The 14,149-nt window shown below is 44.1% G+C and carries 12 protein-coding genes and 2 tRNA genes; 8 read left to right on the top strand and 6 right to left on the bottom strand.

From position 1 onward, the window contains the following. Positions 1–4: 4 nt before the first annotated feature. The 5 genes from ftsI to VXQ11_RS09305 form a co-directional block, all read right to left on the bottom strand. Positions 5–1,828: a penicillin-binding protein PBP3 gene (gene ftsI, locus VXQ11_RS09325; RefSeq protein ID WP_191730929.1), complete on the bottom strand. Its 1,824-nt coding sequence runs from the start codon at positions 1,826–1,828 to the stop codon at positions 5–7. Positions 1,829–1,843: 15 nt separating this feature from the next. Then, entirely contained in the window at positions 1,844–2,176 is a 333-nt protein-coding gene (gene ftsL, locus VXQ11_RS09320) for a cell division protein FtsL (protein WP_064094610.1), read from the bottom strand. Between the two features lie 10 nt (positions 2,177–2,186). Then, positions 2,187–3,098, bottom strand: coding sequence for a 16S rRNA (cytosine(1402)-N(4))-methyltransferase RsmH (gene rsmH / locus VXQ11_RS09315; protein WP_416680939.1), 912 nt, complete (start codon positions 3,096–3,098; stop codon positions 2,187–2,189). Between the two features lie 186 nt (positions 3,099–3,284). After that, on the bottom strand, positions 3,285–4,304 hold the full coding sequence (locus tag VXQ11_RS09310) for a sulfate ABC transporter substrate-binding protein (protein WP_416680940.1): 1,020 nt from the start codon (positions 4,302–4,304) through the stop codon (positions 3,285–3,287). 244 nt (positions 4,305–4,548) lie between these two features. Then, positions 4,549–5,550: a sulfate ABC transporter substrate-binding protein gene (locus VXQ11_RS09305; RefSeq protein WP_416705889.1), complete on the bottom strand. Its 1,002-nt coding sequence runs from the start codon at positions 5,548–5,550 to the stop codon at positions 4,549–4,551. 394 nt (positions 5,551–5,944) lie between these two features. Between VXQ11_RS09305 and VXQ11_RS09300 the strand changes: the two genes are divergently transcribed. The 5 genes from VXQ11_RS09300 (at position 5,945) to VXQ11_RS09280 (ending at position 8,629) form a co-directional block, all read left to right on the top strand. Continuing rightward, on the top strand, positions 5,945–6,247 hold the full coding sequence (locus VXQ11_RS09300; protein ID WP_004281126.1) for a hypothetical protein: 303 nt from the start codon (positions 5,945–5,947) through the stop codon (positions 6,245–6,247). A 127-nt stretch (positions 6,248–6,374) separates the two neighbouring features. Further along, positions 6,375–7,883: a glutamate--tRNA ligase gene (gltX, locus tag VXQ11_RS09295; protein WP_416705888.1), complete on the top strand. Its 1,509-nt coding sequence runs from the start codon at positions 6,375–6,377 to the stop codon at positions 7,881–7,883. 57 nt (positions 7,884–7,940) lie between these two features. After that, positions 7,941–8,016 (top strand) — tRNA-Ala (locus VXQ11_RS09290). Between the two features lie 38 nt (positions 8,017–8,054). Further along, a tRNA-Glu gene (locus VXQ11_RS09285) sits at positions 8,055–8,130 on the top strand. A gap of 157 nt (positions 8,131–8,287) precedes the next feature. Then, positions 8,288–8,629 (top strand): hypothetical protein, encoded by a 342-nt coding sequence (locus tag VXQ11_RS09280; protein WP_064102369.1) that lies wholly within the window; start codon positions 8,288–8,290, stop codon positions 8,627–8,629. Positions 8,630–8,705: 76 nt separating this feature from the next. Here VXQ11_RS09280 and ettA read toward each other — a convergent pair whose 3' ends face one another. Continuing rightward, a complete protein-coding gene (gene ettA / locus VXQ11_RS09275) occupies positions 8,706–10,367 on the bottom strand; it encodes an energy-dependent translational throttle protein EttA (RefSeq protein WP_064094616.1) in 1,662 nt (553 codons plus the stop codon). Between the two features lie 308 nt (positions 10,368–10,675). On the opposite strand from ettA, the gene VXQ11_RS09270 reads away from it, so the two are divergent. The 3 genes from VXQ11_RS09270 to hisIE all read left to right on the top strand — a co-directional run bounded on the left by VXQ11_RS09270 (position 10,676) and on the right by hisIE (position 14,147). Continuing rightward, positions 10,676–11,953 (top strand): O-acetylhomoserine aminocarboxypropyltransferase/cysteine synthase family protein, encoded by a 1,278-nt coding sequence (locus VXQ11_RS09270; RefSeq protein WP_416705887.1) that lies wholly within the window; start codon positions 10,676–10,678, stop codon positions 11,951–11,953. A gap of 297 nt (positions 11,954–12,250) precedes the next feature. After that, positions 12,251–13,138 carry an SDR family NAD(P)-dependent oxidoreductase gene (locus VXQ11_RS09265; protein WP_064094618.1) on the top strand — a complete coding sequence of 296 codons (888 nt, stop codon included), beginning with the start codon at positions 12,251–12,253 and terminating at the stop codon, positions 13,136–13,138. A 226-nt stretch (positions 13,139–13,364) separates the two neighbouring features. Then, positions 13,365–14,147 (top strand): bifunctional phosphoribosyl-AMP cyclohydrolase/phosphoribosyl-ATP diphosphatase HisIE, encoded by a 783-nt coding sequence (gene hisIE / locus VXQ11_RS09260; protein WP_416680944.1) that lies wholly within the window; start codon positions 13,365–13,367, stop codon positions 14,145–14,147. The last annotated feature ends 2 nt before the right edge of the window (positions 14,148–14,149 follow it).

The following is a 14,149-nucleotide window of genomic DNA, read 5'->3' as shown; positions in this document are numbered from 1 at the left end:
CTATTTACTGGACTTTGGGAGTTTCTAAAGGTTTGTCCAAAGGGACATTCAGGAGACGCAGAGATTCCTGCATCACGCGGGCAAAGACTGGTGCAGATACGGTACCCCCATAGTAGGTACCCTGTGGGTTTTCTACCACTACCACCATGGCGATCCGTGGATCACTGACGGGTGCTACACCGGCAAATAAAGCCCGGTATTCATTGGTCGAATAACCTTTACGGTCAGCACGCAGCTTATGTGCAGTACCGGTTTTACCTGCCACGCGATAGCCTGGAATGGTGGCGCGAGTCGCCGTACCACCTGGCAAGGTTGCGGTTTCCATCATCATCAGCACCTGATCGGCAATATTGGCATCGATCATCTGTTCACCCTGCGGCTGTTCTTCCAGCTTATACAGACTTAGCGGCATTTTTACGCCTTTATTGGCCAGCATGGCATAGGCATCAGCCAGCTGAAGTACCGTTGCATTCAGACCATAACCATAGGACATGGTCGCCACTTCTGACACATTCCATTTGCTAGGAGGCAGAATCAGACCGGCACTTTCACCCGGGAATTTCACCGCTGACCGCTGACCAAAACCCAAACGTTTATAGAAGGTCGGCAAGGTTTCATACGGCAGCGACAAGGCCAGTTTAGCCACACCAACGTTAGATGATTTCTGGATAATACCACCTAGGGTCAACTGACCATAATTATGGGTATCACGAATGGTATGATTACCTACCCGCATACTGCCTGGTGTGGTATTCACCACTGAATTCGCTGTATATTTGCCACTTTCCAGCGCCATTGCCACGGTTAGCGGCTTCATGGTCGAACCCGGTTCGAAGGAATCGACCGCCCCGCGGTTACGCATGGCATCCTTGTTAAGCAGGCTGTTTTTGTCATTTGGGTTATACGATGGCCATGAAGACAGCGCCAGAATTTCACCGGTTTTGACATCTACAGCAATCGCAGTCGCCGAACGGGCATTGTTGGCAACTCCGGCCGCAGTCAGCTCACGGTACATGATATATTGCAGACGCGAGTCGATACTTAAGGTAATATTTTCGCCCGGTTCAACTTCTTTAATCACTTCCGGTTCTTTAACCCGGTTGCCTTTCTTATCTCGAATGATCTGCTGCTCGCCATCCTTACCAGAAAGACGGGCATTCAGCTGCATTTCCAGACCTTCAATCCCTATGCCCTCACTATTGGTCAGGCCAATAATCTGAGAGTTCGGCTGCGGCTGCGGATAATAGCGCTTATAGTTTTTCTCGGTATATACGCCCTGAAAATTACGCTTCATGATCAGTTCGGCCTGTTGTGGCGGAACTTCTTTTTTCAGGATCAGATAACGTGAACGCGGACGTTCTTGCATTTTTTTGCGCAGTTCTGCCCGATCCATACCGACTGCATCAGCCAGCTCATCCAGATTCAGGTTTTTATCCGGCAACTGACGTTTGAGTTTGCGGCTATTCGGTTCTTTTTCCAGCGCCAGCATGGTTTCATCATAGAGCTTTTTATTGTCAAAATAATCACGTGGATCAATCACAATTTTCATGATCGGGGTACTAATCGCTAATGGAATCCCATTACGATCATAAATCACGCCACGCATCGCCTTGATGGTATTGGTTCTTAAAATATTGGCATTGGCTTTATTCTGCAAAAAATCTTTATTAATAATCTGCACATAGAAGGCACGGCAAATCAGTGTCACGAAACACAGCAACACCACCGCCCACATGATGTAAAAACGATTGATATAAACATTTGAGGCATTTTTGTCGGTGACCGATTGTTTTTTACGTACCGGTTGCTTCTTTCTCTTGTCTACCATGTCCGAACGCTAGCCTTATTTTTTCTCATCTGAAGTTTGTGGTAAGGAAATCACCACACTCTGTGAAACTGGAGGGGAATACATACGCAACTGTGTCACTGCACGCGTACCGATCTGTGCCGTCGCGCCAAAAGTTTGCTGTTCAATCAGCAAACGGCCCCACTCCGCATTGAGATCATCGCGCTCACGCAGATAAGTACTTAGCTTTCTGTTGTCCTGACGGTATTCAAACACCTGAAATACCACAAATACTGCACTGACAAAGACCATCAGTATCAGCATGAGATAAATTGCAACTTTTTTCAGCCACAATTTTTCTGTTTTTTTATCAACCACTTCCGTTCTCATGATCTGCCTATTAAGCTAAACGTTCTGCTACCCGGAGCCATGCGCTACGTGAACGGGGATTGGCTTTAACCTCCTCCTCACTGGCTTTAACACGAGCAACTTTCTTCAAACGTCGCGTATCTTTCTGTTGTTGTGGCATTCCCCAGCCTGAATCCTCTTCAAGCGTTGACTCTTTTTGAATAAATTGTTTAATCAAGCGGTCTTCCAGTGAATGGAAACTAATCACCGCCAAACGCCCTTGCGGCTTCAAGATTTCTACCGCCTGAGGCAAGAAGATTTCAATATCTTCTAATTCCTTGTTAATAGCAATACGAATCGCCTGGAAAGTACGGGTCGCAGCATGCTTGTTTTTTTCCCATTTCGGGTGCGCTACTTTTACGATCTCGGCCAGCTTGGCCGTGGTATCAATATATCCGGCAGCCTTAATAGCCTTGGCAATACGGCGACTATAACGCTCTTCACCATATTTAAAAATGATATTCGCCAGTGCTTCTTCTTCAATCTGGGTCAGCCATTCTGCTGCCGTTGGACCTTGCGAGTTGTCCATACGCATATCCAGCGGGCCATCTTTCATAAAACTGAAGCCACGTTCAGCCTGATCCAGCTGTGGTGAAGAAACACCCAGATCCGCCATTACCCCATCAACTTGTTCAATAGCCAGTTCAGCCAATGCCTCTTTCAGATCAGCAAAGCTGGCATGGATAATTTTAAAACGTGAATCTTCTTGTTCGAGTTCGGCCGCCACCGCCAGTGCCTGTGGGTCTTTATCAAAGGCATAAACACGTGCATGTTCATCTAATTTAGACAGCAATAAACGCGTATGTCCGCCCCGGCCAAAGGTTCCATCCACATAAGTTCCCGTATTGCGACCCGCCAACAAGGCATCAATCGTTTCGTGAAGTAATACAGAAATATGTGACATAAAAACTCAATCAGTAGGGGGAAAAATTTAACTGCACATTATCACCCTGTTTGAGCAAAGCTCCAAACGACTTTTTGTAGATAAATATTACTTTCCATAGAGAAAACCGTTTTAGCATTTTCTGCCACAAAAAAAGCCTCCAGTTCAGGAGGCTTTTTTTATCAGCAAGATGACTTCGCAGATCAATTAACGCTTGCTGTTATAAATCTGGTCAAAAATTGCACCATTGGCAAAATGGGTTTTCTGTGCATTGGCCCAACCACCAAAGACCTCATCAATGGTAAAGGTTTTGATTTTCGGGAACTGTGCCGAATATTTGGCCAATACTTTTTCATTACGTGGACGATAGAAATGCTTAGCAGCCATTTCCTGACCCAATGGTGAATACAGGTAATTGATATAACCGGTTGCTAACCATTTATTGCCATTTTTATCTACGGTACGATCCACAATCGCTACTGAGGGTTCAGTCAAAATCGTAATCGATGGATAAACGATATCAAACTTGTCTTTACCCAAGGTTTTTTGCGTGACCAAGGCTTCATTTTCCCAGGTCAGTAATACATCGCCAATACCACGCTCAGCAAAGGTGGTCATTGAAGCCCGTGCAGCAGAATCCATTACTTTGACGTTCTTATAAAGCTTGCCAACAAAATCCTGCGCCTTGGCTTTGTTACCACCCGGCTGTTTCTCGGCATAACCCCATGCAGACAGATACACCCAACGCGGTAAGCCACCGGTTTTCGGGTTCGGGGTAATAATTTGCACCCCTGGCTTGGTCAAATCTTTCCAGTCCTTGATGCCTTTCGGGTTGCCCTTGCGGACCATGAATACGATCGTTGAGGTATAAGGTGCCGAGTTATGAGGAAATTCCTTTTGCCAGCCTGGCTGAATCTGACCAGATTTCACAATTTCTTCAATGTCATTGGCCAGCGCCAAAGTCACCACATCACCTTTCAAACCATCGACCACAGAACGTGCCTGTTTGCCCGAACCGCCATGTGACTGCTTGAAATTCACATCCAGACCAGTCCGGTTTTTCCAGTAAGCGCCGAATGATTTGTTAAATTCGTCGTAGAACTCGCGTGTGGCATCATAAGACACATTTAGAAATTGACGGTCTGCGGCTTGAGCGGCAGTTGCAGTCATGCCTAAACCGGCCACCAATAAGGCAGCACTAAACAACGATTTGAATTGAGTTTTCATAGTAACAGGGAGTTTATCTTCATTGGTTATAACTATATGAAATAAAATCATTTATCGCAATTCACCCGCTACTGGTGCAACACGATAGAATGAAAGGTTTTTCTTGATTAGTATTTTGTTTTTAAAAGAAAAAGTTAATTATTATTCTACTTATCTCTAATATATAGAATTTTATGCATTAGATATAAAGAAAATGGATAATAACTTGACCATTTTCTTTATCTCATTCTAAACCGCTGTTTAGCTATCTTTTTTCATTATAAATCTGATCATAAATCGCCCCATTGATAAAATGCGTTTTTTGCGCTTTGGCCCAGCCGCCAAAGACTTTATCAATGGTGAAGGTTTGAATGTTCGGGAATTGGGCCGAATATTTGGCAGCGACTTTAGCGTCCCGCGGACGGAAGAAATATTTCGCAGCCAGCTCCTGCCCTTTCGGTGAATATAAATAGTTTAAATAGCCTTTTGCCAGATGGGTCGTGCCATTTTTATTCACGTTTTTATCGACAATTGCCACCGATGGCTCGGCCAGAATTGAAATCGATGGATAGACGATGTCGTACTTGTCTTTACCCAAGCCTTGTGTTGCCAGCAAGGCTTCATTTTCCCAGGATAAAAGCACATCCCCGATACCGCGCTCGGCAAAAGTGGTCAGCGAACCACGCGCACCGGAGTCGAGTACTTTGACATTGCTATAGAGCTTTTTCACCAGCTCTTTGGCCTTAGCATCATTACCGCCAGGTTGTTTCAGTGCATAACCCCAAGCAGACAGGTAGATCCAGCGCGGTGCACCCCCGGTTTTGGGATTTGGGGTAATAATTTCTACGCCCGGTTTGGTTAGATCATTCCAGTCTTGAATTTGCTTTGGATTACTTTTACGTACTAGAAATACGATCGTAGAAGTATAAGGTGCCGAATTGCTCGGAAACTCTTTTTGCCAGCCTTTCTCGATTAAACCTGCTTTGACAATTTCTTCGATATCATTGGCCAATGCCAAGGTCACCACATCGGCCTGCAAACCGTCGACCACTGAACGTGCCTGCTTGCCTGAACCGCCATGTGATTGCTTAAAATTAACCGTCTGTCCGGTTTTCTGCTTCCAGAACTTGCCAAATTCTTCGTTATACTCCTGATAAAATTCCCGGGTCGGGTCATAAGACACATTCAGGAAATCTTTGGCGATTGAATTCTGTACTGCTGTTCCTGCTATAATTGTCAAGATTGCTGATGCTATTATTCTTTTCATCATATGTAACTCATTGTTTATATGATCTGCACTATACAAATCAAAAATAAACCTAACAATCATATGCTTATAATAATATTTATAATCTATTTCTGATTTTGAGATATCTCCTAACAATTAAATCCGGATACATATTTCGCCATAAAATTAATCTTCTGCTACAATATAAGACAGTTCTTCACGTTGTCTTCACAGTTTTCTGTTAAAAATAGGCCACTAAAACAGGAAATTACGTTTTTTTAGTAATTTTCCACAGAGTTATATTATTTCTTTTGTAAAAAATGTGACTTGGTTCTACTTCTTTATGATCAACTGTGATTAAATTGTAGGCAGAGTATTAAAAAAACATTTTTAACAAAATAAAACCAACCCGAAGTAAGGAGGAAGTTTGGATATGAAATTTACATTATTCACAGCCAGCATCCTAAGCCTGATTATGTTGTTCTCGATTCAACTCGGTCATGCCGTGGTTGTGAAGACAGATTTGCCGAAGCCTACAGTAAGCACTGTTGAAAGCAAGACTTCGCCGATTGAAAAAGCGATTCAGCAACAAAAAACTGAAAAAACACTTCAAACAGAAGATAATCTCAAAGTCTTGACTGCATTTAAAGTCGCACCTTCGCAAAATTTCTTTGCAGAACAGAATTACCGCTTCACCCGCTTTGTCCAAAGTATTTTTTCGAGCGCTCATTCTTAATCAGCCTCAACAGCGCTGAATATTCCCGGATTTAAAAGCCACATCATTCAATGTTGAATAAAGCATTAAGTGATGTGGCTTTTTCGCTATAATAGCTGCAATTTTATATCTAAGATTAGATCCGGCTATGACTGTTCGTACTCGTATTGCACCTTCTCCTACTGGTTTTCCGCATGTAGGTACTGCCTATATCGCCTTGTTTAACTTATGTTTTGCTAAACAGCATGGCGGTGAATTCATTCTTCGTATTGAAGATACTGACCAACTGCGCTCAACGCCTGAATCTGAAAAAATGATCCTGGATTCATTGCGCTGGTTGGGTCTGAACTGGTCTGAAGGTCCTGATGTCGGTGGCCCGCATGCGCCGTACCGCCAGTCAGAACGTATGGATATCTATAAAAATTATGCCTTGGAACTGGTAGAGAAAGGTCATGCCTTCTACTGTTTCGCAACTGCAGAAGAACTGGATCAAATGCGTGCAGAACAGCAGGCACGTGGAGAGTCGCCACGTTATGATGGTCGTGGTCTAAATCTTTCTGAAGAAGAAGTGGAGCGTCGTTTGGCCGCTGGTGAACCACATGTGATTCGCATGAAAGTACCGACTGAAGGTGTATGTAAATTCAATGACATGCTGCGTGGCGAAGTGGAAATTCCATGGGCGCAAGTAGACATGCAGATTCTGCTGAAAACCGATGGCCTCCCAACCTACCACTTAGCAAATGTGGTGGATGATCATTTGATGCAAATCACCCACGTAATTCGTGGTGAAGAATGGATTCCATCTGCGCCGAAACATCAGTTGCTGTATCAATATTTTGGTTGGGAAATGCCGATACTATGCCACATGCCACTGCTGCGTAACCCGGATAAATCTAAGCTGTCTAAACGTAAAAACCCGACCTCAATTAACTATTACAGAGACATCGGTGTACTGCCTGAAGCCTTGTTGAACTACTTGGGTCGTATGGGTTGGTCAATGCCAGATGAACGTGAAAAATTCACTTTGGCAGAAATGATTGAGCATTTTGATATTAAACGTGTCTCTTTGGGCGGCCCAATCTTTGATGTAGAGAAATTGAACTGGTTAAATGGTCAATGGATCAAGGCACTCAGCCCGGCTGAATTACTTGACACCTTATTGGCCTGGAAAGCAGACCGCGCAAAACTGGAAGAAATTGCAGCTGCGATTCAACCGCGTATTAACCTGCTGTCTGAAGCGGTGAACTGGTCGGCACATTACTTCAACCACTTCCCGACCCTGAGCAAAGAACAGTTTGTAAGCAAAAAACTGTCTGAAGAGCAAGTGCGTCAAAGTCTTCAATTCGCAATTTGGCGTTTAGAAAGCCTGTTTACTTGGAATAACGACACGGTGAGCCAGACCTTGATGGACTTGGCGACACAGATGGAAATCAAGTTACGTGATTTCATGCCTACGTTCTTTATTGCGATCGCCGGTTCGACTGCGTCTACACCCGTGATGCAAACGATGGTGACCATTGGTCCTGATTTAACCTTTGCACGTTTACGTCATGCGCTGGAAATTGTCGGTGGTCCAAGCAAAAAAGAGCTGAAAGTCTGGGAAAAACTCAATGAAAGCTTAAAGTTGCCGAAAAATGAAGCAGTTGATCAAGCTTAATTAATTTTTGTGTTGACGTGTGAGCGCGATATCCCTAATATAGCGCTCACACAGACTGGGGTCATAGCTCAGTTGGTAGAGCGCTACAATGGCATTGTAGAGGTCAGGAGTTCGATCCTCCTTGACTCCACCAAATCAAGTCTTGCTTTAGCTGTGTTATTTGCCTCAATTGTCCCTATCGTCTAGAGGCCTAGGACATCGCCCTTTCACGGCGGTAACCGGGGTTCGAATCCCCGTAGGGACGCCATATTCAAGATGACCATAATATATTATGGTGATCTTATAAAAAACCCAAGCATTGCGACTTGGGTTTTTTATTGCCTGTATATTTTATGTTGGGCAATATTTCGGTTTCTTCGCATCTTCCGATAAAATAATCAGTAATTTAGAATTTTGGAGTTGTAATGCAATATCGTTGCCCTAAGTGTCAAAGCCCGAAAATCATGCCGGTGGCCCAGCCAGGTCAAGCAGCTCCACGCCCCGTGGTTCCTAAAAGCCTAATGTTTCTGGTACCCGCCCTGTTCCTTTTGTTATTGCTGGTGATTATTAGCATTGCGATGTGGATTTTTGGCGATGGTGCAGGTACGACTTTACAGACTGCAACTGTGATCGTCTTTATTCTTTCTTTGATCGCAGGCTTTATGTTCTATAAGGACTTACCTGATTTTAAAATTTCAATGCAGGCATTTATGCAAACACAAAAGAAATGGAAATGCCGTGAATGCAATCATGAGTGGGAAGTCTAATTTACCCTTCAGCATGCAATAAGTATAAAAAAACCAGCCCTGAGGCTGGTTTTTTTATTTACAAAATTTAGGGTTATTAAGCACCGATTTTGCGATATTTTTGACGCTTCGTGACCAAGTCATCACCATCACGTTTACGGCGATATGCTTCGAATTCAGCATAGTTACCGGTGAAGAATTCAGGTGTTTCACCTTCGAATGACAAGATATGTGTTGCAATACGGTCTAGGAACCAACGGTCATGCGAGATCACCATGACTGTACCCGGGAATACAAGAATTGCATCCTCAAGTGCACGTAAGGTTTCGATATCCAAGTCGTTTGATGGTTCATCGAGTAGGATAACGTTAGCGCCCATTTGCAGGATTTTCGCAAGTTGTAAACGGTTACGCTCACCACCAGACAATTGACCTACGCGTTTTTGCTGATCTTGACCTTTAAAGTTAAAACGACCGATATATGCACGTGATGCGATTTCGTATTCGCCAATCTTCAAGATATCCAAACCACCAGAAACTTCTTCCCAGACGGTTTTGTTGTTATCTAAGGTGTCACGGATCTGACCCACATACGCTACTTTCACTGATTCACCCAGTGTTACCGTACCGGTATCAGGTTGCAGTTCGCCCGTCATCATACGGAACAGTGTGGTTTTACCTGCACCGTTTTCACCCACGATACCCACAATTGCGGCAGGTGGTACCGTGAATGTTAAATCTTTGTACAGTAAACGATCACCAAACGATTTGCTGATGCCTTCAACTTCTACAACCTTGTTGCCCAGACGTGGACCAGGTGGAATGTAGATTTCAGAAGTTTCGTTACGCTGCTGGAATTCGCGTGAGTTAAGCTCTTCAAAACGCTCCATACGCGCTTTGTTTTTCTTTTGCTGGCCTTTGGCATTCGAACGAACCCATTCAAGTTCTTTTTTCAACGCCTTAGCAAAAGATTCTTCTTGCTTGTTCTCTTGCTCTAAACGGGCATTTTTCTGCTCAAGCCAAGAAGAATAGTTACCTTGATATGGAATACCCATACCACGGTCAAGCTCAAGAATCCATTCAGCCACGTTATCCAGGAAGTAACGGTCATGCGTAATGGCTACGATGGTACCCGGGAAGTCTTTCAGGAAACGTTCCAACCAAGCCACAGATGAAGCATCCAAATGGTTCGTCGGTTCGTCTAGAAGTAACATGTCCGGCTTAGACAGAAGTAAACGGCACAGTGCCACACGACGGCGTTCACCACCTGAAAGCTTAGATACATCTGCATCCCAAGCTGGCAGGTTCAATGCCGCAGCAGCCTGATCCATCTGGTTCGCAAGGTTATGCGCATCCCAGGTCTGGATAATTGCTTCAAGCTTTTCTTGTTCTTTCGCAAGTGCATCGAAATCCGCATCTTCTGCTGCATATTCAGCAAAGACTTCATCCAGACGCGCTAAAGCATCAAGCGGTTCACGTAAACCATCTTCGACATTTCCACGAACGTCTTTGGTTTCATCTAAAGGTGGTTCTTGCTCAAGATAACCGATTTTAATACCCGGCTGTGCACGCGCTTCACCAGAGAAATCTTTATCTACGCCCGCCATAATACGAAGCAAGGTAGATTTACCTGCACCGTTTAAACCAAGCACACCAATTTTAGCGCCTGGGAAAAATGATAAGGAGATGTCTTTCAGGATTTCGCGCTTAGGCGGAACCATCTTCGACACTCGGTTCATCGTGTAAATATATTGGGCCACGTAGGACTCCTCAACTGAAAAACCAAATAGGGTTAGAACAACGACCCCAGCTCAAAAATGAGCGAAAAAATAATCGGCTATTATACGCAGAAAGCAGCAAAAACATAAGCCATTGCCATGAACTTGCATGCATTGTTACAAGTTTATTGCTGATGTTTTTTTAAACAACCGTTTTCAGTAAAATAACCGGATTAAATCCAGACTGGTATATGAATATTTCATATATTCATTTCAATAAAATTGCACTTTTACTTATATGTAAAAATGCTACACTCAAGCCATAAGCTTAAACAAGAAGATCAAACAGAATGAGTTATAAAGCAGAAACTTTAGCGATTCACGCAGGCTATACCCCCGAAGCAACCACTAAAGCAGTGGCTGTACCAATTTATCAAACCACATCTTATGCCTTTGACAATACACAACATGGGGCCGATTTGTTTGATTTAAAGGTACAGGGAAATATCTATACCCGGATTATGAACCCGACCACTGCAGTACTTGAACAACGTATCGCCGCACTTGAAGGCGGGATTGGTGCGCTTGCTTTAGCGTCTGGTATGGCTGCAATTACCTATGCGATTCAGACCATTGCTGAAGCCGGTGACAATATTGCATCCGTATCTACGCTTTATGGCGGCACCTATAATCTGTTCGCACATACCCTGCCGAAACAAGGCATTGACGTTCGTTTCTTTGATTATGAACAACCGGAAAGTCTACGCAATTTGATTGATGACAAGACCAAACTGGTCTTTGTTGAATCCATTGGTAATCCATTGGGTAATATTATTGATCTGGAAGAGATTGCAAAAATCGCGCATGAATACGGTGTGCCCGTGATTGTCGACAATACGGTGGCAACGCCAGTGCTACAAAAATCTTTTGATTTTGGTGCCGACATTATCGTGCATTCATTGACCAAATATATCGGCGGTCATGGCAACTCGATTGGTGGCATCATTGTCGATAGCGGTAAATTCCCGTGGGGTAAATATCCTGAACGCTTTCCCGCGCTGAATACCCCCGATCCAAGCTACCACGGCGTAAACTATGTCGAAGTTCTCGGTGAAGCGGCTTATATCGCTCGAGCGCGTGTGGTGCCACTACGCAATACTGGAGCCGCGATCAGCCCGCAGAATGTGTTTCTGATCCTGCAAGGTTTGGAAACTTTAAGTCTGCGTATGGAGCGTCATACCGAAAACGCACTGAAAGTCGCTGAATATCTGCAAAAACATCCTAAAGTGAAATGGGTCAATTACGCTGGCCTGAAAGATCATCCACAGCATGCCTTGGCACAGAAATATGTGAAAGGTAAACCGTCTGCCATTCTGACTTTCGGAGTGCAGCATGGCCTTGAAGGGGGCACACGTTTTATTGATGCCCTGCAACTGTTCACCCGTCTGGTCAATATCGGTGATGCCAAAAGTCTGGCCTGTCATCCTGCCACCACCACCCATCGTCAGCTGAATGCTGAAGAACTGAAATCTGCCGGTGTCAGTGAAGATATGGTACGACTTTCCATTGGAATTGAGCATATTGACGACCTGATTGCCGATCTGGAACAGGCATTGGCCGCCGTTTAAAGCAGTGCTTAGAACTGACCCGAAACCTTATCATTTCTGATGAGGTTTTTTTATTTATTTTCTAAAACAGCCACTTGCTTTACTTTTTATTTTCATGATAAAAGTTAAATGAAATAGCGAACACAAATAGAGCAATTACTCTAATTTTTATTTTAATTTCAATAATTTAATGTATAGATTTTCCTGAAGAATTAGTTATCATATCCATACTCACCTTCGCTCTCGTCTTCTGTTAGAGCGCCATAGACCTTTAATAAAAATAATTTGAACGCAGACTTCAAATTAGGGATAACAAACGTGAAAACTAGACTACTCAAACAACTGGAAAAGTGTGTTGCAGGTAAAACCGTGCTGATTACTGGTGCATCCAGCGGTATTGGCCTAACCACAGCACATCAATTGGCCGATGCAGGTGCCCATGTTTTACTGGTAGCCCGTACTCAAGAAACCCTAGAACAAGTAAAATCAGAAATTGAAGCAAAAGGCGGTAAAGCCTCGATATTTCCATGTGATTTAAACAATATGGAAGCGATTGACGAAGTCTCCAAGCAGATCATTGCTTCAGTCGACCATATTGATATCCTGATTAATAATGCGGGTCGTTCGATTCGCCGTGCCGTACATGAATCGGTAGATCGTTTCCATGATTTCGAACGTACCATGCAGCTGAATTATTTTGGTGCGGTGCGTCTGGTCATGAATATCCTGCCACAAATGATGATTCGCCGCGCGGGTCATATCATCAATATCAGTTCAATTGGCGTGTTGGCCAATGCGACCCGCTTTTCAGCCTATGTAGCATCAAAAGCTGCGCTGGATGCCTTTAGCCGCTGCCTGTCTGCTGAAGTACATGCGCATAAAATTGCAATCACCTCGGTTTATATGCCTTTAGTGCGTACCCCGATGATTGCACCGACCAAAATCTATAAATATGTTCCAACGCTTTCTCCAGAACAGGCAGCCGACCTGATTGCCTATGCAATCATGAAGCGCCCGAAGAAAGTCGCGACCGGTTTGGGCCGTCTGGCATCCATTACCTATTCCATTGCGCCAGATATCAACAATGTCTTGATGTCCATTGGTTTCAACCTGTTCCCAAGTTCAAGTGCATCTGTGGGCCAACCACAAAAATTGAACTTGGTGCAGAAAGCATATGCGCGTCTGTTCCCGGGCGAACACTGGTAATTTTTCATACGGATAATTGAATCGCAATACGAGCCGCCAACTAGGCGGCTTTTCTCTGTCTCATTTTTGCAAGATCTGAAATAAAGTGGACGGATTTAAAAAACCACGACACAGCCTGTCCTGATCAACACAGATTTTTGCCGCAAATGCTGCGAGATCACGTACACTATCAGCGGATATTTCCTATCCGTATTTTTATATTTTGATTGAAATGATGGAAACCCTTATGAACAATGTGCAATGGCTCGATGAAGTAAAATTTAACGAACAAGGATTAGTCCCTGCCATTGCCCAGCATCATCAAACTGGACGTGTGTTGATGGTGGCCTGGATGAACCGTGAAGCATTGGCTTTAACTGCCGAAAAAAATCAGGCAGTGTATTTCTCCCGTTCACGCAACAAATTATGGCATAAGGGTGAAGAATCAGGACATTTTCAAACTGTACATGAAATCCGTCTGGACTGTGATGCCGACGTGATTGTGCTGCAAATTGAACAGCATGGCGGTATCGCCTGCCATACCGGTCGCGAATCATGTTTCTATCGCAAACTCACGCCAAATGGCTGGGAAATTGTCGATGCACAGCTGAAAGATCCATCTGCGATTTATGGCGAAAAATCTACGAATCCGCATACGCTGGCGATGGAAGCATCAACCGCCCAATCTGAACAGGTCGAAGTCTTGTCTTATCTGGGACAAATGATGGCAGAACGCAAACAGGCCGATCCGGATTCCTCTTATGTAGCCAAGCTCTACCATAAAGGCCTGAACAAGATTCTGGAAAAAGTGGGTGAAGAAAGCTTTGAAACTGTGCTGGCAGCCAAAGATTTTGATCAGGATGCTTCGGCAGACCATAAAAATGATCTGATCTATGAAGTGGCAGATCTTTGGTTCCATACCATCGTCATGCTCGGTTATTTCGACCTAGATGTGCAATTGGTATTAAATGAACTGGCACGTCGCCAAGGCTTGTCTGGTCTGGTTGAAAAAGCCAACCGTCAGCATTAAGC

The sequence above is a fragment of the Acinetobacter sp. 197 genome (genome assembly GCF_048148385.1).
GTDB lineage: Bacteria > Pseudomonadota > Gammaproteobacteria > Pseudomonadales > Moraxellaceae > Acinetobacter > Acinetobacter pecorum.
The sequence above is the reverse complement of the archived record's forward strand: the minus strand, read 5'-3'. Positions and strand labels throughout refer to the sequence as shown.